The sequence below is a fragment of the Psychrobacter sp. R86515 genome, from assembly GCF_042466315.1.
GTDB lineage: Bacteria > Pseudomonadota > Gammaproteobacteria > Pseudomonadales > Moraxellaceae > Psychrobacter.
Genome location: NZ_JAXHCC010000001.1, coordinates 843,758 through 862,096 on the forward strand (window position 1 = coordinate 843,758; position 18,339 = coordinate 862,096).

The following is an 18,339-nucleotide window of genomic DNA, read 5'->3' on the forward strand; positions in this document are numbered from 1 at the left end:
GACATGATATTATCTAATATAGGCATAGTCAAAGAAAGCCAAGCTCCGCTACTACAAGTGCAGGATGTGCATACGACGTTTAATATCAAACAAAAAGGGACGTACTTTTGGCAAAAGCCTGACACCTTAAAGGCTGTCAATGGCGTCTCGTTTGAGCTATTCGCTGGCGAGACTTTGGGCGTAGTAGGTGAGTCGGGCTGCGGTAAATCAACGCTGGCAAGAACGATTATCGGCTTAGTGAGAGCCAATGCTGGCAGCATAAAGTTTGGTGATGAAGAGATAGTAGGCGCCTCTAAGAAAACCATGAGAATAAAGCGCAAAGACATTCAAATGATATTCCAAGATCCGCTAGCGTCGCTTAACCCACGCATGACGGTAGGCGATATCATCGCAGAACCACTGCGTACCTACTATCCAGAAATGAAAAAATCTGATGTACAAGATGAAGTACGTACAATGATGAAAAAGGTTGGGCTACTGTCTAATCAGATTAACCGCTATCCGCATGAGTTTTCTGGTGGTCAGTGTCAGCGTATTGGTATCGCTCGCGCCCTAATACTAAAGCCTAAAATCATCATCTGTGATGAGCCAGTATCGGCTCTTGATGTCTCGATTCAAGCGCAAGTCATTAACTTGTTGCAAGACATACAGCAAGAGATGGGGTTGGCGCTTATCTTTATCGCCCATGATCTATCAGTGATTAAACACATCGCGGATAGAGTGCTTGTTATGTATTTAGGCCATGCCGTCGAGCTAGGTATAAACAAAGCTGTGTACGGAAATCCGACGCATCCTTATACACAAGCGCTGATGTCAGCGGTGCCATTACCTGATCCTATTGCCGAACGTAATAAGGTCATTCAGTTATTAGAGGGCGACTTACCAAGTCCAATCAATCCACCATCAGGCTGTGTATTCCGTACTCGCTGTCCAATAGCGGATAGTGAGTGTGCACAAATCAAACCTGTGTTAGAAGGTACTTTGGACCATAGAGTGGCTTGTTTAAAAAATAAGGTTGAGCTCTAATTAACCTACATCCATGATGCTATCGGTATAAAGAACACTAGTATAGATAATTCGTCAGCGTAGTCAGTGATGTCCACTATGTAGTGGTTTTAGCTGCGGTAGGGCATATTTCAATAAAATTCTATTCTACTAAGTATGTGCTCTTGTACTAGATAGGCGCAGATGTACGCACTTGGCCACGCAAACATAAAGGCCAGTCCCCACGAATGCATCAACTCCATAAAAAATCCGTCGATAAAGCCTTGTTTGACCACCAACAGGGCTGTTGAGATAATCAGTGACATCATCATCGCCATTAGACCTGTAAAGATAAGGCGATAATATTTGCGGCGCGTACGTATTCTGATAGTGGGGAAGTTGGCCATAGTATTCGGTTGTCCTACATAGTGTTAGCTATGCCCAACCTATGATGCGGGCATACGTTGTAAATATAATAGTCAGGTAATGAGTAGTTATAGTAAATAGGGTGGTAACTACCAGCGTCCATCATACTCTGTGATGCCGAACGGGTAAAATCGTTATTATTAATGGTAGGGTTTGCGATATGTTATTAATATGATTATTGTCTTTAAGGCAGCATTTTAAAGCTTTTTGAAGAGATTATTGCTAAAAGGAATATCTCTAAAAACAGTGCGTTCTCAACAGTCGATTTTGCTACGATAACTTACTATAACTAAGACCAAAAACAAATAGGAGTATAGTATGGCAGTTCAAGAACAACGAGGATCTCCACAAAAAACATTAGGAATCATCGGTGGTATGAGCTGGGAGAGTACCGAGAGCTATTATCGTCTGATTAATGAAGGTGTCAAGCATCAGCTTGGCGGACTACATTCAGCAGATTTGTTGATTCATAGTGTAGATTTTGCGTTGATTAATGCGCTACAGGAGCAAGGCAGATGGGACGAGCTAGGCGTGATAATGGCTAGCAGTGCTCAGCGTCTACAAGCAGCTGGCGTACAAGGAATCATGATTGCTTCTAACACGATGCACAAACTGGTCGATGACGTGCGCTCCGCCACAGACTTACCGTTGACTCATATCGCTGATGCGACTACTGATGCTATCAAAAAACAAAATCTTACTAAAATAGCCTTACTTGGTACTCAGTTTACGATGACTCAAGATTTTTATAAGCAGCGTCTTATTGATGCGGGTTTACAAGTATTGATACCAGAAGATGAGGCGAGAGCAGAAGTGCACCGCATTATCAAAAAAGAGCTGTGTGTTGGTGAATTTAAAGACAGCTCACGAGAGTATTATCGTCAAGTGATTAAAGATTTGGCAGCGAAAGGGGCAGAGGGTGTGATCTTGGGCTGCACAGAGATTGGTCTACTTATTAAACAGGCTGATAGCCCGATACCTGTATTTGATACCACAGCTATTCATGCAGCTGCGGCGGTAGATTTTGTATTAGAGTAGTGCGGACTGATAGAAATATTTAAGCCTATAATGTTTTTACCAGTCGCTCAAGCAGTTCAAGCGTGCTCTCTTGTTTGACCAAAGTTACCCCTTGTCCTGCCCATAAAGATTGATGTTCTGCATCCATATTTTTAGAGGCATGAGCTCGCATAGATTTGGACATGGCGTTTAATTGTGGGTAGGGCGGTAGCTCATCAGCGCTTTCAAATTGAGCAAAATCAAATAGATAAGCGTTTAATAAACCACGAGCGAGCTTACCTGAAAATAATCGAGTTAAGCGCGTTTCTGAGCTGCGTCTGCTGTGACTGGCATCGAGTAAGGCTTGTTTATAAGTATCATTGATACCACATTGGTCGGTGGTCAAAAACGCCGTCCCCATTTGTGCAAGCTCAGCACCTGCCGCTTGTACTGCCTTGATATCCTGTCCCGTCATAATGCCACCTGCTGCAATCAAAGGAATATCAGTACAGGCGCGGGTCTGGCCAATCAGCGTCAATAAACCCAATGGATCGCTTTCACTTTGCGGTAACCAACCACCGCGATGACCTCCTGCTTCGACCCCTTGTACACATACCGCATCTGCGCCAATTTCGCTCCATGCTTGCGCTTCTAGTGGATGATTGGCGGTGCCGATGACGCGTGTACCGAGACTTTGCAGACGCTGAACTTGCTCAGCACTGATAATGCCAAAGGTAAAACTGGCAACGGGAACGGGATTGTCATAGAGCACTTGTAGCTGCTCTGCGAAGCTCTGCGCTGGGCGTTCAGGTAGTGCAATTTCGATATTATTATCTTGATAGTACTCACTCAGCCAAGCGGGAATTTCGGTATCAAAGGTCGTGGATTCTTGCTCAGACAATACCATGAGATTGACCATAAACGGACGGTCGGTGAGCGATTTAATGGTATCAATTTGGCTGGTCAAAACATTTGGCGCAGTCATGCCAGATCCTAATGAGCCCAGTCCACCAAAGTTACTGACCATCGCTGCCAGTTCAGGTGTGGTTGCTCCTGCCATTGGCGCTTGGATGATCGGGTAGGTGATATTAAGCATATCAAGTAAGGTCATGAATGGTTCCTTTTTATTAGGATATTTACATGGCTTACTTTAACAGAGCTGAGTAAAGAGTATGTGAGATAGTGTTTATTTAGTTGCTGAATAGGGTAGTGGGTTTTGACTACGGTTTTGTAGTTAAGATAGTTGACTACAAAACTGTAGTTAAAGCTTATTAATACATATACTTGAGATCACTAAATATCTAGCCAAAGAAAGTTGAAATAAATAATGAGTAAAATATCTCAAATTACTCGACGTGACATATCTAACAAGGCAAAAGCAGCGAGCTCAATAAGACAGATTTTAGGTAGTTTGTCCGCTGTTGTCCAAGGCATTGCAGAGGTTAGAAACGAATATGGTAGTGGTCATGGCAAAGATAGCCAGTTTAAAGGCTTGCAACCTAGACATGCTAAACTGGCGGTCGGAGCTGCTTCCACTCTAGCAATATATTTGCTGGAAACACATGAAATGAGAAAAGAGAGTTAGAACCTCACCACTACACTAGTATTCATTAGAATAATCGTACTTATTCAAAAGATGAAAAAAGTCAGCTCCCAAACCACCCAAAACGATGACTAAGAAACTGACTCACTTCTATAGCTTGATTAACTGAATTTGCTTATGTCCTAATTCAACTGCAAAGACCCTTTAGCACTCATCAGTAGCTCAACCACATCATCACCGCTAATCACTTCAAAGCGCTTGTCGATATCTGACTCTTCTACACCATTGTGTTTCATACAAGCACCGCAGACCAATACTTGACCACCTTTTTCAATAAAGGCTTCTAGTAACTCACCAGCTGGCTCAAACGGATCGCCGATATCTACATTGTCTAGCGCGTTTGGTTTTGCCAAATGCACCGCATCCACCATTAATATCACAGTAGCAGAATGGTCTTTTTTCAGTGCTACGCCTGCCATGGTAAACGCTAAGGTAATTTTGCTTGGGTTTGATTCGCTATTATCAAATAACGTACCGACATAATCTGTTGTATTAGCCATATTATTCTCCTTATAAGACTATATTTGTTTTGTCTGAGTATGTACTCACTACTATCCTAACATTTATTATATGTATTTATATAATGAGTTGTTATGAAATAGTAGCTATAAGGTTGCTTGCTTGTACTATCTGTTAGATAAGATAAAAGTAATGGATTACTATTTTATCAAGTCTAGTTAGTCAGCTGTATCGACAGGTGGCCACGGACGATCAGCATCACTTTTGATCCACTCAGCCACGTAACCTGTTGGCGGTAGATCCCAGTCAGATTGACCAAGTGCAGCCAATACTTGTGCCGTGTCGATCACTCTGCCACCTTTGGTTACACCGGTACGCAGTAGACCAGATGAGCAGGGCTGTCCTTTGACCCACATTGATTGCTCAATATACAGCCAGCGCGCGTCGATACCGACGATTTTGGTCTTGAGCGTGACTTTTTGAAAGGCGCGAATACGCTTACGGTATTGAATAGTACTGCCAGCGATGACCAAACCCCAGCGTTGTTTTAACAACTGCTTGCCAAGCCCAGTCCGCACCGCAAAGTCCATACGACCCAAATCATACAGCGTAAATACGCGGCCGTTATTCATCTCCAAAAAATTATCTATATCGGATAAGCGGCAGCGAAACTGAATCTCACTGGTGTCCTTAAACGTCAGTGTGTCGCCTTTTTTTGCTTTTAGGGCAGCATGAGCGATGGTGCTAGCATAACGGATAAATGGGTACATAAAACACTCTCAAAAGGTTATAAACGTTGGCTTTATTATTTTGTCATTGATGACAGTGATTATTTATTGTCAGAGGTTACATCTTGAGAAGGTTCGCTAGTCGAAGGAACACCAATCCAATTAAAATAAGCGCTGACAGTTTCAGGTATCCAGTTGATATCGAACTTTGAAGTCTTTGACTCTTTATCATTGGTGACAGACGATTTGCTTTTGGACTGACCGTTGTCTGAGCGATAACGCAGATAACCGATGTGCCCACCGTGCTCAGTATCTAAGATAGTGACACTCTCAGAGACATCATTTGGGGTAGCAGTGAACCCGATAAAAGGATCGTCTTTTGCACTGATTAATAGCAGAGGGTGAGTGACGTTGCGCAAATACGGCATGGCGGATGCGGTATGATAATAGTCGTTTTTGGAGCGATATCCGTGACGCGGCGCGGTAAAGATGTCATCGAAATCACTGATACGATTGGCAGCTTTGATAGAGTTGATTTCATCTTGAGTAAGATCGTTTGCCAATGCTTTTTTGATAATTGGGTTAAGCAGATAAGGCGTATAGATACGATGACTCAAAAAGCTGTGCATAGTAATGGCAGCTGAAGACATATCGACTGGCGCGGAGATAACAACGGCAGCTTTACATAGGACTTTGTCCTCATATTCGCCCATGTATTTGGCCAGTGCATTGCCTCCTAATGAGACACCAACGGCATAGATATTGGCATACTGCTCACGCAAATTCTGTAGCGCATGATGCACCTCGTCAGTGTCGCCTGCATTATAAAATACTGTGCCACTAGCAGGAATACCACCGCAACTACGGAAATGTGCCACCACAAAATGCCAGCCTTGCGCGTGCATTTGGTACGCTAGTGCGCGAGCGTAATGACTGTCACTACTGCCTTCCATCCCATGAAATAAGACAATCAATGGGGTTTGCTCAAGCTCGCCATTTTTTGACACTTCTACAGGATGCGCATCATAAAAGTCATAGGCAATATCACTCTCGTCCAATGAGTCTTTTTCGACCACGCGGCGGTAGGTCGGTGCCTTTGGCGCAAAAAACTTAGGTAAGATGCTTTGCAAGTGTGGATTGGTCAGCCAAAATGGTGGCTTAAAAGGTGCTGGAGAAAAAGGTTTGGTTGAAGTTGGCATATATTGGTCTTATTTAATAATCGTGGAAAAACGAATAGAGTAGCGTGGTAAGGGTTTTTTATCATAACGCCAGTACCTGTGAAAACCAATGATTTTCAGTGAACGCATGATTACTGAAAGCAGCTACTGGAAATTAGCTACTCAAAGCAGTTACTGAGAAGCAGCTCCTGAAACAATTTAACGAATAAGCATATTGAAAAGAAAACTATCTGAAACGGCCGATGAGAGTAGCTAGTCAGATTTTTAGTATTCTGGTTTATCCAATACTCGACCATCCATTGCTAAGCGCGCTTTTAAGTTTTCGATATCTGCTTCAGCAAGTGTAGCGGTTAGGGTTACTTGCTTACTATAGGCAACATCGTCGATATGACCACCAAGGCTCTCTATCATATAGCGGCATTGCGCTTCGGTCGCAAACTCTGCCAGTATCTGAATCTGGGTCATCGGTACATAAGGGTTTAATATCATCTCGTCGACGGCCGCTTGAGCAGAGCCCGCATAAGCACGGGTAAGACCGCCAGCACCCAATTTGATACCACCGAAGTAACGTACTACGACGATAATCACATTGCCGATCGACTTATGCTGCAGTACATTCAATATCGGCCTGCCTGCCGTACCGCTTGGCTCACCATCATCATCGAAACCAGCACTGGTGGTATTATCTGGATCACCGATGATGTATGCCCAACAAAAATGGCGGGCATCGGGATATTGTTCTCGTAGTTGTTCCACGTGAAACATTGCTTGCTCGCGAGAAGTCACCGGATAGGCGTAAGCGATAAACTCAGATTTTTTAATTTCGAGTCGCGTGGTAACGGCACGTTTTAACGTTTGATAGCTCATATTTCATCAGGCTTAGGTTGGATATGTTAAACTGGTCTGACTTTCACTGGCTTTTGTATTGAGCACAGTGTTCATTTAATTTTTCATTATAGTACCATTTCTAACCATCGAAGATAACGAACCGCTCACGGCTGAGTGCTGGCGTCGTTAGTTTCTAATTTAGGGCTGGTATAATAAAACCGATGGTAGTAAATAGTATGCGTTTAGATAAATTCATTAGTAAAGCCACTGAGCTGTCGCGTAAAGAGTCAAAAAAGATCATGCACGCCGGCGAAATCACCGTAAATGATCAAGTGGTTAAAGATCCTGGCCTACATGTCGATGTGGTCAATGATGATGTAATGTGGGCAGGCGAGCCGTTGTCGGTCGCTGCGGGTAATCGCTATATCTTGTTATATAAGCCTGAAGGCTTTGAGTGCACGCTAAAAGTTAAAGAGTATCCAATTGTCACTGAACTGATTGCTGTACCAGAATTGGGCAGCTTGCGTATCGCTGGACGTCTCGATGTCGATACTACTGGTGCATTGCTGATGAGTGATGATGGCGGCTGGCTGCACCGTGTCACCAGTCCTAAGCATGAACATGCAAAGGTGTACGAGCTGACTTTGGCAGATGCAATGGATAGTGATGCACAAGAAAAAGCTGTGAAAAAAGTGGCTGAAGGCATCTTGCTTGAAGGTGATTATGAGCCAACCAAGCCTGCTATTCTTGAATTCATCGATGAAAAACATGCACGCCTAACATTGGAGCAGGGCAAATACCATCAGGTCAAACGTATGATGGGTTACTTCGGTAATCGAGTAACTGAGCTGCACCGCGCTAGTATCGGTCATATCAATCTAGAAGGCCTAGAAAAAGGCGATAGCCGTTTCTTAACGCCAGAAGAAGTTGCCAAGTTTTAAGAAATAAGCACTGAAACTATTAAGCTTTGGCCTTAGTATTTGTCTTGAAACTATCGTTTTAAACCCATTAGCAGCCGCTACCCAGTGTGCTGCTTTTTGCGGTCTGCTATATTGTATTTATGTCTACTACCTACCTGTGTTGCCTATCTCTTAAAGATAAGTAGCAGTTTTGCGACATTAGCCATTTAGTGCTTTGCAAAACTATCCCATATGCTACAGTCTTTTTTATCTATATTTTTATGATAGACAACCCTGAAACCAACTCTAAAAATCTGACTAATCAGAAAATGTATTGCTACCTTTCAGTTAGTAGTAGATTTGGAATTGGTCTTAATATTGAAAACTGCCATCATTAAAAACCAGATAGGAATCTCTCTGTGACATTACCTGTATTAAAGTCCACTAGTCTAATCAGCGTCATACTATTAGCAACCACTGCTTGTGCTCAGCCAAGTTCAGCGGATGCCAACAGTAATAACGTAACGCAAAGCACTACAAATTCGCAAGCAACTCAGACAGTGAGTGCGACTGTTGATAAGCGATTACGCCAAGTACTGACCCAAGCAGGCATCAAAACACAGATTACTTCTATTGTGCCATCCAAACTGCCCAATATGTATCAAGTGAATTTGGCCGGCCAGTTGCCGCTGCACATCACCGAAGATGGTCGCTACGTCATACAAGGTGAGCTACAGAAAAACCCAAGTAAGCAAGTTATCACCGAAACGCCAACGCGTAGTGATAGCGCGGGCAACAGTAGCAAAGTAGGTAAACCTGTCAGTGCCTCAGTCAAATCAAATATGCTAGCAAATATGGCTGCGCTTAAGAACATGAGCGCTAAAACACCATTCTTTTATACCGCAGTACCAGGTGTTATCTGGGGAGCAACGCTAGAAGGGGTGCCGTTTTTACTATCAGATGATGCGCAGTACATTACCGATGGTGAAATATCAGTCATCGAAAATGGTCAATTTATCGGCCTCGATGAGAACTTTGAAAAACATAAAAACCAGTCTGTGTTTGCGTCATTAGACAAAAGCCAGCTGATTACTTATCCAGCAACCACTACTGAAAGAGCTGTTATCTATGTGGCGGATGATGTGAACTGCCCTTATTGCCGCCGATTACATCAGCAAGTGCCCTCACTCAATGCAAAAGGCGTGACGGTCAATGTCATCGGCTATCCGATATATGAGGCGTCACCAAAACAGATGCGTGGTATCTGGTGCCAAGCGGATGAAGACAGTCGTCGTCAGGCATTTGATAAGGCGATGCTACAGGGTGAAATGACGCCTGCATCAGCAAGTTGTACAGTTGACCATGTAACACCCAATCGTGAAAAAGCAGCTGGACTCGCGGTAATGGCGACGCCTGCAATCTATCGTGAAGATGGCGTGCTATATCAGGCGAGTTTTGAGAGTCCAGAATTTCTAGAGTTCTTGGGTGTTGAATAATCAACTCGTAGGGTTAAGTGTTCTAGCAATTCAAAACTTTAAGGTATTGGACTGCTAAACAAAGTAAAAAAACCGCCCTATGAATCAGTTCATAAGGCGGTTTTTTTTGGTTCTATTCAGAGGTTTTTGCGTCTCAAAAGCTGTCTTAAATAATTTATGGTAAGACGATATCAACGATTTTCCAATTGATAAGCCCTTCACGCTGCATCTCGATAGTGAGAGGATAGCCTTTTACCTGACCACTAATACTAAAGCAGTTAATACCGCAGTAGCTCAGCGTTGGCTTCTCGCTGTCATTGCCTTGGGCGACTTGCTGCTCAAGTTCGGCAGCTTGTTTTTTCATGACTTGCTGCATTTGGCTTTTGACCACGGCATCGACATCACCGCGCTGAATAATTAAGCTCTGAATTAGGTTTTTCAAGTCAACTTGATTGCTAGCGATGGCCCATGCTGCGGCTAGCTCTTTGGTTGCTGTATTGGCTTGACCTTGGGTATTAATCACTTTTTCGATATTCTGCGGGGTGATGGCCCCTTCAACTGCCTGCGCGATAAAACCATTCGCGGCTTGGGTCAACGGCTCACCACCCAATTCAGAAATTAATGGATACTTAGTCATTGTCGTCGCAAATTGGCTGGTTAGCTGGTTTTGGACGCTTGGTCGCACTTGCTCATAATCAATAGCCGCTGCGATAGTGGCACCATCTTTATCGTCATAAGCGTTTTTGAGCTGATAAGCACTGTAATAAGGCGAGCCTGCATACACTGCTACCGCAATGATGATTAATAGAATAACCAGCTTTTTCATAAGACTTGATACCTTGTCGCAATCGTCATCACTATGAGTATAAATGACCGTAGATGTGACGGTAAATATTAGCACGACTATGCACCGCTCAGGTACGAAAAGCTTTGCAGTAACCTTAATGAATCGTTTGGCTTTTGCCGCAGCGATGCCAACTGCTAATTTCATCATTTAAGAGCTTGATAAATCAGCAGACCATCTCCATAAATAGCGCAAACTTTTTATAATTGATTTGGCTAAGCAGCCTTCACCGTATTTGTTGGTTAAGTCTAAGCATTATGGTTCTATAGCTTGGTGAGTTATTATGTTTCATGTGAAACGTAATACATATCCACTAGCTAAGAACCACGAATAAGATTAAGACAATTATCAACTGAGCTGATGATTTGACGAACCGGTGTGGCTGTAAAGACGATAGGAGAGAGCATGAGTAAGCGCGATTTTTATGAAATATTAGGTGTCAGCAAGACCGCTGACAGCAAAGAAATTAAGCGAGCCTACCGTAAGCTTGCCATGAAATACCATCCAGATCGCAACTCTGATGATCCTGATTCGGAAGACAAATTCAAAGAAGCTTCAATGGCTTATGAAGTATTGAGCGACGAAGAGAAACGTTCAGCCTACGACCGTATGGGCCATGCAGCCTTTGAAAACGGTATGGGTGGCGGCGGCTTCGGCGGCGCAGGTGGCGGTAACTTCCAAGATATCTTTGGCGATATCTTTGGTAACTTCGGTGATATCTTCGGTCAGCAGCGTGGTGGCGGCGGTGGGCGTTCGCGTCGCGGCTCTGACTTGCGTTATGTGATTGAGCTGACATTAGAAGAAGCTGTACGTGGCTGCAAAAAAGAAATCAGTTTTACGGCTCCTGCGCCTTGTGATACCTGTGATGGTAAAGGGGCAAAAAATGCTTCTGATGTTGTTACCTGTCAGACGTGTCATGGCCAAGGTCAAGTACGTATGCAGCAAGGTTTCTTTGCGGTACAGCAAGCTTGTCCTCATTGTGGCGGTACTGGTAAGCAGATCAAAAACCCTTGTTCGGACTGTCATGGCAATGGCGTAAAAGACAAATCACGCACGTTAGAAGTCTCTATCCCTGCAGGCGTCGATGATGGTGATCGCGTTCGTCTAGCAGGCGAGGGCGAAGCAGGCGGCGCTGGCGTACAAAACGGCGATCTATATGTCGAAGTACGCGTCAAACAGCACAATGTCTTTACCCGTCAAGGTGCTGATCTATATATGGATGTACCCGTCAGCATTACTGATGCAGCATTGGGTAAAGAAGTTGAAATCCCAACCTTAGATGGCAAAGTAAAAATCAAAGTGGCAGAAGGTACGCAAAGCGGTAAGTTACTGCGTGTACGCGGCAAAGGCGTAACGCCAGTCCGTACTACCATGAAAGGTGATTTGATTTGCCGTGTGGTTATCGAAACGCCAGTGAATCTGACTCGTGAGCAAAAAGACTTGTTACGCCAATTCCAAGACACGTTGGATGACGATAGCAAGCATCAACAGTCGCCACATAAGAAGTCATTCTTCAAAAAAATCGGCGATTTATTCGATTAAGAAATAATCTAACTAAGTAGCTAGTATTAAACTAAGCCCAAAGGTTTCACATGAAACCTTTGGGCTTTTTATTGATAGTATAAAAAGCCCTTCGTGTGATGATATTTGCTAAACTTACGATAAATATGGTCAAAGATAATTTCACCAAATATAAAACGTCTAAGGTAAAAACATGAGCGAACAATCGAATAATAAATCTATCAACGTTGGGGTAATCGGTGCAGGCGGACGTATGGGTCGTATGCTCATCGAGGCAGTACAGAATAATGCACAGACTACATTAAAAGCAGCGATTGAGCGTCAAGGGTCTAGCCTAGTTGGAGCAGATGCAGGCGAAGTTGCTGCTATCGGTCATTTAAATGTACAAATCGTTGATGACTTAGCCGCTGTGATTAATGATATCGATGTGCTGATTGATTTTAGCTTGCCTGACGCTACTGAAAAAAACATGCAAGTTTGTGCTGAGCATAACGTCGCTATGGTCATCGGGACGACAGGATTCAATGAACAGCAAGAACAAGTACTGGCAAAAGCAAGTGAGAAAATAACTATCGTATATGCGGGTAACTATTCGACAGGCGTTAATTTATCATTGAAGCTACTCGGTATGGCCGCCAAAGCGTTTGGTCATGATGCTGATGTAGAGATCATCGAAGCACATCATAAGCACAAAATCGATGCACCTTCTGGTACGGCATATATGATGGCTGAAGCCGTCGCAGAAGCGCGCGGACAGAACCTAAAAGACGTCGCTATCTATGGCCGCGAAGGACAAACTGGCGAGCGCGAATCTGGAACAATTGGTATCCACGCAGTACGTGGTGGCGAAATCGTAGGTGATCATACTGTGATGTTTATCGCAGATGGCGAAGTGGTCGAGATTACCCATCGTGCACGCGCGCGCATGACATTTGCCGCTGGTGCAGTACGTGCCGCAACTTGGGTTGTTGAGCAGGAAGTAGGTCAGTACAACATGCAAGATGTACTTGGATTAAGTGACTAACGACTATTTATGGTTGACGGTCAAGTTTAGCGTTATAACTGATAGCTCGATGACTTAATAGTGGCAAGGGAGCGGGTATGAATAGTATCAAACGTTGTATTAGGCATAAAATGATTAGTGCTATTTGTACCATCAACCTTACGAGCCGTGTATGTTTGTCTGTCGGTGCGCTGAGTTTAGCGGTTCTACCAATTACCATACAAGCCAGCACCTCTCAAACCTATGTTATCCATACTTATGGCGGGGCTAGCCTACTACCTGCAGTAAGGCAGCAATTAAATAGTAGCGCAGACGGTGGTACGGTGACTACGTATCAAGATAAATTGGTACTGCGGACGACGGCACGCAATTATGAGGCGGTACAGCAGTTGTTGTCTCAAATTGACCGTCAGCCACAGGCATTGACGGTCGCTGTACGTGTTGGCAATAGTAGTAGCGGGCAAGGTAATATTCAGCAGGGTCAGGTCATTATCACCAATCGCGGTATCCAAGGTGCAGGGGTTGTTAGTCAGCGTAGCAGCTTGCAGCAGAGTAGTAATCTATATCAAGTACAAACATTATCTGGCAGTGCGGCGAGTATCAGCACAGGTACGCTCTACTCACTGACTCAAACCTATAATGCTAATAACTATTCAACTTATCATCGCTCAGCTAACGATAACCTAAGACCACAGATTGTGATTCAGCAGCAAATATTACTGCCAACGACACAAGGGATTGCCGTTACACCAAGACTGCTGCCCAATGGGCAAATGGAAGTACAACTTTTCCAAGTGGAAGAAAGGTTAGTGCAGCCGAATTCACCTTATAATCAAATGAGTTCTACTGACAATTCCACTGGCAGTGCTAGCAATGCTGTTCGAGGTCAAAGATTGAACAGTACGATGATCGTGCCACGTGGACAATGGGTAACGATTGGACAGATTTCACAAAACTCAAGCAGTAGTACCAGTAACGGTAGCCGAACTATTAATAACAATAATAGCGTGCCTATTTCTTTAAGAATTGACTAGTTGAACAATCAAATCATTAAGAACAAAAAAGCGCGATACGGGTGTTAACCGTGCCGCGCTTTTTTGTGGAACAGTATTAAGTACTAGTCAATATAAACCACTTCGAGCGGTGGGAAACCATTGAACTCTACTGATGAGTACGAGTTGGTATAAGCACCAGTAGTGAGCCAATAGATTTTATCACCAATCTCAAGCTCTTCTGGTAGCTGATAGCCTGCTTCTTCATACATGATATCGGTTGAGTCACAAGTTGGACCTGCCAGTACTACTGTGCCTTCACTAGTAGAGGTTTCCATTTTAGGCGTATATACAGGGTACTTGATGGCTTCACCTAGCGTCTCGATTAAGCCTTGGAATAGACCAACATCGGTATATACCCAACGAGTCAAATCGGTATCAGACTTACGAGAGATCAGTACCACGTCACTGACCAACACACCTGAACCACCAACCAACGAACGACCCGGCTCCAAAATAATCTCCGGCATTTCGTCATCATTATAGTCATCAGTCAGATAGCTGGTAATTTCTTCCGCATAGACTTTGATAGGATTGACTTCGCTAATGTAATTGGTCGGGAAGCCACCACCCAAATTGATCATTTGTAGCTTAATACCTTCTTCGTTCTTCATCCAGTCAAACATATATTTAACTTTGGATAATGCATCATCCCATGCAGCGACGTCTTTTTGCTGGCTACCAACGTGGAACGAGATACCATAAGGCACTAAGCCCAACTCGCGTGCTTGAACCAGTAGGTCGATTGCCATATTAGGATGGCAACCAAACTTACGTGACAATGGCCATTCTGCTGTCTCTGAGCCTTGAACCAAGATACGAACAAATATTTTAGAGCCTGGAGCGTATTTGGCAATGTTTTTTAGATCTGCTTCTGAGTCGGTCGCGTATAGATCGATGCCTTTTTCAAAGGCATATTTAACATGCTCAGCTTTTTTAATGGTGTTGCCATACGAGATACGAGATGGCTCAACGCCGCAACCAAGCACACGATCAAGCTCATAAATAGAGGCACAGTCAAAGTTAGAACCAAGGTTTGCTAGTAGATCGATTACTTCCACCGCAGGGCTAGCTTTCATTGCATAATGCAGTTTTGCATTAGGAAACAGGCTTACCATTTCATGGTATTTGGTTTCGATACGACTAAGGTCAACTACTAAGAAAGGCGTCTCGCGACCTTCAGCAGCCTTGGTAAATTTCTGCCAGCTGGCAGGTTCAAAATATTGGTCAATTTTGATCATTGTCATAGTAGTAAACCTTTTGTGGAAACTGTATCGGTTAGAAAAATTATCGCCAAACAGTGAATGCTAAATATTAACACTCACTGTAGACGTAACTATGTGAAGGATAAAGACGAAATAAAAAGATAAGAATAAAGAGTAGAGCTTTAAGAATTGACGGCTTGTGTCTGTTTTTCTGCTGATTGTGCTTCTTGCTTTTCGCGTATTTTAAGAACTTTACGGACTTTATCACGAGCACGAGTCTGTTTAAGACGAGACAAGTAATCAACGAAGATTACGCCATTTAGGTGATCCATTTCATGTTGGATACAAACAGCAAGCAGTCCTTCGACTACCTCATCGATGACCTCACCGTTACCGTCTAACGCTTCGATACGGACTTTATTAGGACGTTCGACTTTGTCATAGACATCAGGTACGGATAAGCAGCCTTCTTCATACGGTTGCTTTTCTTCTACCAGTGGCGTGACTTTTGGATTGATAAAAACTCTAGGAGAGCTTTTGTCTTCAGACAAGTCCATAACGATAAGCTGAATATGATGATCCACTTGACTGGCTGCAAGGCCGATGCCCTGAGCATCATACATCGTCTCGATCATGTCTGCGATTAAGGTTTTGATTTCAGCAGTCACTTCCTTAACAGGCTTGGCGATAGTACGCAAGCGAGGATCTGGGTAACTTAAGATAGGGAGTAGTGCCATAACGCTCACCTCAATGATAAGGACAAAATAGGGTTGATATTATAAGATAAATGGGGACAAAAGTAATGCTTATCAATACTTTCGCAGTCATATGATGCTATATGCATATAGAAAGACTAAATTATCGATGATAAATGGCATAAAAAAGCCCTGCTTAATGCAAGGCTTTGTTTATATAGTATTTTAGTTAGCTAGTAATCATTTATGACTAAACTATGCATGGCTTATGACCAATTATGCACGGCGTTTGTTTACAATCATTTCATATAGGAACAGTAAGATAATTGCACCAATTACTGAGAATATAAGACCAGTGAAACCGCCATCAGCGTTGATACCGATTAGGCCAGCTAGGAAACCACCTAGCATTGCACCAACGATACCCAATACGATAGTCATAATCCAACCCATAGGGTCATTACCTGGTTTGATAGCACGTGCTAGTAAACCAGCGACTAAACCTACAATAATCATCCAAATAAAGCTCATGTTATTCTCCTAATATTATTAATATTTATAATGTGTTACAAGTTTTGATAAATCTATTGTAAACACTCCTCGGACGCAAAAGTAAGCATAAAATGTTACTACTGTAGGGGCTATGTGAGGAAAAAGTCCGATTTGCTATCGAGTAAGGGCAATAAGTAAACGAAAGGTTACAAAGGTAGCAGTGGTGCTAACAACGTTTATTAACGTGGTACCTGTAGTGCCGAATTCATATAAATGAAGTCATATAAATATTGGAAATAAAAAACGCAGCCATCTATTAGATAAACTGCATTTGTATAGAGGAAAATAAGAAGGGTTATTTCTTTATAAGAGCTGCTTCTTTATCTTAGCTAGAAGCGTTAGCCGTTATGCAATGCGGTTAATAAACGCTGATGAATTCCTTCAAAACCGCCATTTGACATGACCACAATCGCATCACCTGCTTTTGCGTGACTGCTGATATGCTCAATGATAGCATCAATGCTTGATAACACTTGTTGGTTGCCGATAGCGTCGCTAGTAGCCTTAGCTTGTTCGATGACCTCTTTTAAGCCCCATTCCAAACCAGTAGGCTCGTACCATAATGTGTAGTCAGCAAGTGCCGCTGATTGAGCCAAACTGTCTTGATGAATACCCATTTTCATGGTGTTACTACGCGGCTCAATGATAGCCCAAATGCGTCTATCAGCCAGCTTCTTTTTGGCACCATCCAATGTGGTTGTAATAGCTGTTGGATGATGGGCAAAATCATCAAAGACTAAGATGTCATTGACGTCGCCAATCAGCTCCATCCGGCGCTTGATACCAGCGAAATCTGATAAGGCAGCACAGGCAGTCTCAACACTGACGCCAACATCATAGGCCGCAGCCACAGCAACTAATGCATTGTTGACGTTATGGATACCGCTCATTGACCAGTTTACGATAGCAGAGGCATCTTCATTAGCAGCAAAACTGACTTTGAACTTACTACCGTCTTCTTGAATCAGCTCAGCCTGCCAGTCGCTACTATCTTTTAGAGCACGCGCATTTTCGCTGGTATCAGCTAAAGTAGAGTCGATGACAGCAGTACGCCAAATAGGTGTCCAAACCCCTTTCGCTAGCGTATCTTCTAAACTGATGGTCGCGGCTGGCATAATGATTTTGCCAGTGCTTGGAATCATGCGCACCATATGATGGAACTGAGTTTGTATTGCATTGAGATCTGCAAAAATATCTGCATGATCAAACTCAAGGTTATTCAAAATAGCAGTGCGCGGACGATAGTGAACGAACTTCGAACGCTTATCAAAAAACGCAGAATCGTACTCATCTGCTTCAATCACAAAGTAACCAGATTTATCATCATCGCTTTTATCAGCACCCAAATAGCTGCTGTGCGCGAACACTTGCTGTAGCTGCTCGTCAGTCGTATCAACTAGTGGTACACCGCCAATCAAGAACCCTGTATCAATACCAGCATAATGTAATATCCACGCAAGCATCGTCGTGGTTGTGGTCTTACCATGCGTACCTGCAACGGCAATTACGTGACGTGACTGCAATACTTGCTCAGATAAGAACTGCGGACCTGAGGTATAGCGTAAGCCATTATCTAGCATGTACTCAATCACATCCATGCCGCGCTTCATCGCGTTCCCAACGACAACTAAGTCTGGCGTTGGTTGCAAGTGCTCTACTAGGTAGCCCTCTTCGATAGTCACGCCAGCATTTTCGAGTTGGGTGGACATAGGAGGATAGACATTGGCATCTGAACCCGTAACCGTATGCCCAAGCGCACGTGCTAGCAATGCCAGTGAGCCCATAAAAGTACCACAAATACCAAGGATATGAATATGCATAGACGTTCCGTACGCGCTTGAATGAAAAGAATAGAGAGCTGATAAAATAAAGTATGAAGTGCCTAGCTGTC

At 43.4% G+C, this 18,339-nt stretch carries 20 protein-coding genes; 9 read left to right on the forward strand and 11 right to left on the reverse strand.

Annotated elements, in window-relative coordinates:
* Nucleotides 1–3: 3 nt before the first annotated feature.
* Nucleotides 4–1,026, forward strand: a complete 1,023-nt coding sequence (gene oppF / locus SJY28_RS03535; protein WP_379543454.1) for a murein tripeptide/oligopeptide ABC transporter ATP binding protein OppF — start codon at nucleotides 4–6, stop codon at nucleotides 1,024–1,026.
* Nucleotides 1,027–1,136: 110 nt separating this feature from the next.
* Here oppF and SJY28_RS03540 read toward each other — a convergent pair whose 3' ends face one another.
* Entirely contained in the window at nucleotides 1,137–1,391 is a 255-nt protein-coding gene (locus SJY28_RS03540; protein ID WP_379543455.1) for a DUF2798 domain-containing protein, read from the reverse strand.
* 337 nt (nucleotides 1,392–1,728) lie between these two features.
* Here SJY28_RS03540 and SJY28_RS03545 point away from each other — a divergent pair, with 337 nt between their 5' ends.
* A complete protein-coding gene (locus tag SJY28_RS03545; RefSeq protein WP_379543456.1) occupies nucleotides 1,729–2,448 on the forward strand; it encodes an aspartate/glutamate racemase family protein in 720 nt (239 codons plus the stop codon).
* Nucleotides 2,449–2,473: 25 nt separating this feature from the next.
* On the opposite strand, the gene SJY28_RS03550 is transcribed toward SJY28_RS03545, so the two are convergent.
* Entirely contained in the window at nucleotides 2,474–3,517 is a 1,044-nt protein-coding gene (locus SJY28_RS03550; RefSeq protein WP_379543457.1) for an NAD(P)H-dependent flavin oxidoreductase, read from the reverse strand.
* A gap of 216 nt (nucleotides 3,518–3,733) precedes the next feature.
* Here SJY28_RS03550 and SJY28_RS03555 point away from each other — a divergent pair, with 216 nt between their 5' ends.
* Nucleotides 3,734–3,991 (forward strand): abortive infection family protein, encoded by a 258-nt coding sequence (locus SJY28_RS03555; RefSeq protein ID WP_379543458.1) that lies wholly within the window; start codon nucleotides 3,734–3,736, stop codon nucleotides 3,989–3,991.
* A 140-nt stretch (nucleotides 3,992–4,131) separates the two neighbouring features.
* Here SJY28_RS03555 and SJY28_RS03560 read toward each other — a convergent pair whose 3' ends face one another.
* The 4 genes from SJY28_RS03560 to SJY28_RS03575 form a co-directional block, all read right to left on the reverse strand.
* Nucleotides 4,132–4,509: a DsrE family protein gene (locus SJY28_RS03560; RefSeq protein ID WP_379543459.1), complete on the reverse strand. Its 378-nt coding sequence runs from the start codon at nucleotides 4,507–4,509 to the stop codon at nucleotides 4,132–4,134.
* 177 nt (nucleotides 4,510–4,686) lie between these two features.
* Complete coding sequence (locus SJY28_RS03565; protein WP_057757622.1) at nucleotides 4,687–5,238, reverse strand: acyl-CoA thioesterase; 552 nt, start codon at nucleotides 5,236–5,238, stop codon at nucleotides 4,687–4,689.
* A 59-nt stretch (nucleotides 5,239–5,297) separates the two neighbouring features.
* Complete coding sequence (locus SJY28_RS03570) at nucleotides 5,298–6,395, reverse strand: YheT family hydrolase (RefSeq protein ID WP_379543460.1); 1,098 nt, start codon at nucleotides 6,393–6,395, stop codon at nucleotides 5,298–5,300.
* A gap of 243 nt (nucleotides 6,396–6,638) precedes the next feature.
* A complete protein-coding gene (locus tag SJY28_RS03575; protein ID WP_379543461.1) occupies nucleotides 6,639–7,241 on the reverse strand; it encodes a YigZ family protein in 603 nt (200 codons plus the stop codon).
* A 197-nt stretch (nucleotides 7,242–7,438) separates the two neighbouring features.
* Between SJY28_RS03575 and SJY28_RS03580 the strand changes: the two genes are divergently transcribed.
* Together SJY28_RS03580 and SJY28_RS03585 are read left to right on the forward strand one after the other, a co-directional pair.
* Nucleotides 7,439–8,143, forward strand: a complete 705-nt coding sequence (locus SJY28_RS03580) for a pseudouridine synthase (RefSeq protein WP_102091327.1) — start codon at nucleotides 7,439–7,441, stop codon at nucleotides 8,141–8,143.
* A 377-nt stretch (nucleotides 8,144–8,520) separates the two neighbouring features.
* Complete coding sequence (locus SJY28_RS03585) at nucleotides 8,521–9,597, forward strand: disulfide isomerase DsbC N-terminal domain-containing protein (protein WP_379543462.1); 1,077 nt, start codon at nucleotides 8,521–8,523, stop codon at nucleotides 9,595–9,597.
* 154 nt (nucleotides 9,598–9,751) lie between these two features.
* On the opposite strand, the gene SJY28_RS03590 is transcribed toward SJY28_RS03585, so the two are convergent.
* Nucleotides 9,752–10,402, reverse strand: coding sequence for a DUF2939 domain-containing protein (locus tag SJY28_RS03590; protein WP_191114469.1), 651 nt, complete (start codon nucleotides 10,400–10,402; stop codon nucleotides 9,752–9,754).
* 43 nt (nucleotides 10,403–10,445) lie between these two features.
* On the opposite strand from SJY28_RS03590, the gene SJY28_RS03595 reads away from it, so the two are divergent.
* The 4 genes from SJY28_RS03595 to SJY28_RS03610 all read left to right on the forward strand — a co-directional run bounded on the left by SJY28_RS03595 (nucleotide 10,446) and on the right by SJY28_RS03610 (nucleotide 13,978).
* Nucleotides 10,446–10,574, forward strand: a complete 129-nt coding sequence (locus tag SJY28_RS03595; RefSeq protein WP_267442830.1) for a hypothetical protein — start codon at nucleotides 10,446–10,448, stop codon at nucleotides 10,572–10,574.
* Nucleotides 10,575–10,825: 251 nt separating this feature from the next.
* Nucleotides 10,826–11,962, forward strand: a complete 1,137-nt coding sequence (gene dnaJ, locus SJY28_RS03600) for a molecular chaperone DnaJ (RefSeq protein ID WP_057757637.1) — start codon at nucleotides 10,826–10,828, stop codon at nucleotides 11,960–11,962.
* Between the two features lie 172 nt (nucleotides 11,963–12,134).
* Entirely contained in the window at nucleotides 12,135–12,965 is an 831-nt protein-coding gene (gene dapB, locus SJY28_RS03605; protein ID WP_379543464.1) for a 4-hydroxy-tetrahydrodipicolinate reductase, read from the forward strand.
* Between the two features lie 77 nt (nucleotides 12,966–13,042).
* The gene (locus tag SJY28_RS03610; RefSeq protein ID WP_379543465.1) at nucleotides 13,043–13,978 is read left to right on the forward strand and encodes a hypothetical protein; all 936 of its coding nucleotides are present in this window, start codon (nucleotides 13,043–13,045) and stop codon (nucleotides 13,976–13,978) included.
* A gap of 83 nt (nucleotides 13,979–14,061) precedes the next feature.
* Here the strand turns inward: SJY28_RS03610 and SJY28_RS03615 are convergent, their stop codons facing one another.
* The 4 genes from SJY28_RS03615 to mpl all read right to left on the reverse strand — a co-directional run bounded on the left by SJY28_RS03615 (nucleotide 14,062) and on the right by mpl (nucleotide 18,268).
* A complete protein-coding gene (locus SJY28_RS03615) occupies nucleotides 14,062–15,237 on the reverse strand; it encodes a type III PLP-dependent enzyme (protein ID WP_379544913.1) in 1,176 nt (391 codons plus the stop codon).
* Nucleotides 15,238–15,383: 146 nt separating this feature from the next.
* Nucleotides 15,384–15,938, reverse strand: coding sequence for a peptide deformylase (gene def / locus SJY28_RS03620; RefSeq protein WP_057757649.1), 555 nt, complete (start codon nucleotides 15,936–15,938; stop codon nucleotides 15,384–15,386).
* A 234-nt stretch (nucleotides 15,939–16,172) separates the two neighbouring features.
* Entirely contained in the window at nucleotides 16,173–16,427 is a 255-nt protein-coding gene (locus SJY28_RS03625; protein WP_057757652.1) for a GlsB/YeaQ/YmgE family stress response membrane protein, read from the reverse strand.
* A 359-nt stretch (nucleotides 16,428–16,786) separates the two neighbouring features.
* Complete coding sequence (gene mpl / locus SJY28_RS03630; protein ID WP_379543466.1) at nucleotides 16,787–18,268, reverse strand: UDP-N-acetylmuramate:L-alanyl-gamma-D-glutamyl-meso-diaminopimelate ligase; 1,482 nt, start codon at nucleotides 18,266–18,268, stop codon at nucleotides 16,787–16,789.
* Nucleotides 18,269–18,339 lie beyond the last annotated feature (71 nt).

Excerpts from the sequence above, each read along its gene's own strand:
- SJY28_RS03565 (WP_057757622.1), bottom strand. The coding sequence starts at position 5,238 with ATGTACCCATTTATCCGTTATGCTAGCACCATCGCTCATGCTGCCCTA.
- SJY28_RS03545 (WP_379543456.1), top strand. The coding sequence starts at position 1,729 with ATGGCAGTTCAAGAACAACGAGGATCTCCACAAAAAACATTAGGAATC.
- SJY28_RS03570 (WP_379543460.1), bottom strand. The coding sequence starts at position 6,395 with ATGCCAACTTCAACCAAACCTTTTTCTCCAGCACCTTTTAAGCCACCA.
- SJY28_RS03560 (WP_379543459.1), bottom strand. The coding sequence starts at position 4,509 with ATGGCTAATACAACAGATTATGTCGGTACGTTATTTGATAATAGCGAA.
- SJY28_RS03550 (WP_379543457.1), bottom strand. The coding sequence starts at position 3,517 with ATGACCTTACTTGATATGCTTAATATCACCTACCCGATCATCCAAGCG.
- SJY28_RS03555 (WP_379543458.1), top strand. The coding sequence starts at position 3,734 with ATGAGTAAAATATCTCAAATTACTCGACGTGACATATCTAACAAGGCA.
- dnaJ (WP_057757637.1), top strand. The coding sequence starts at position 10,826 with ATGAGTAAGCGCGATTTTTATGAAATATTAGGTGTCAGCAAGACCGCT.
- SJY28_RS03595 (WP_267442830.1), top strand. The coding sequence starts at position 10,446 with ATGACCGTAGATGTGACGGTAAATATTAGCACGACTATGCACCGCTCA.
- mpl (WP_379543466.1), bottom strand. The coding sequence starts at position 18,268 with ATGCATATTCATATCCTTGGTATTTGTGGTACTTTTATGGGCTCACTG.
- oppF (WP_379543454.1), top strand. The coding sequence starts at position 4 with ATGATATTATCTAATATAGGCATAGTCAAAGAAAGCCAAGCTCCGCTA.
- SJY28_RS03610 (WP_379543465.1), top strand. The coding sequence starts at position 13,043 with ATGAATAGTATCAAACGTTGTATTAGGCATAAAATGATTAGTGCTATT.
- SJY28_RS03580 (WP_102091327.1), top strand. The coding sequence starts at position 7,439 with ATGCGTTTAGATAAATTCATTAGTAAAGCCACTGAGCTGTCGCGTAAA.
- SJY28_RS03625 (WP_057757652.1), bottom strand. The coding sequence starts at position 16,427 with ATGAGCTTTATTTGGATGATTATTGTAGGTTTAGTCGCTGGTTTACTA.
- SJY28_RS03615 (WP_379544913.1), bottom strand. The coding sequence starts at position 15,237 with ATGATCAAAATTGACCAATATTTTGAACCTGCCAGCTGGCAGAAATTT.
- SJY28_RS03540 (WP_379543455.1), bottom strand. The coding sequence starts at position 1,391 with ATGGCCAACTTCCCCACTATCAGAATACGTACGCGCCGCAAATATTAT.
- SJY28_RS03575 (WP_379543461.1), bottom strand. The coding sequence starts at position 7,241 with ATGAGCTATCAAACGTTAAAACGTGCCGTTACCACGCGACTCGAAATT.
- SJY28_RS03590 (WP_191114469.1), bottom strand. The coding sequence starts at position 10,402 with ATGAAAAAGCTGGTTATTCTATTAATCATCATTGCGGTAGCAGTGTAT.
- def (WP_057757649.1), bottom strand. The coding sequence starts at position 15,938 with ATGGCACTACTCCCTATCTTAAGTTACCCAGATCCTCGCTTGCGTACT.
- dapB (WP_379543464.1), top strand. The coding sequence starts at position 12,135 with ATGAGCGAACAATCGAATAATAAATCTATCAACGTTGGGGTAATCGGT.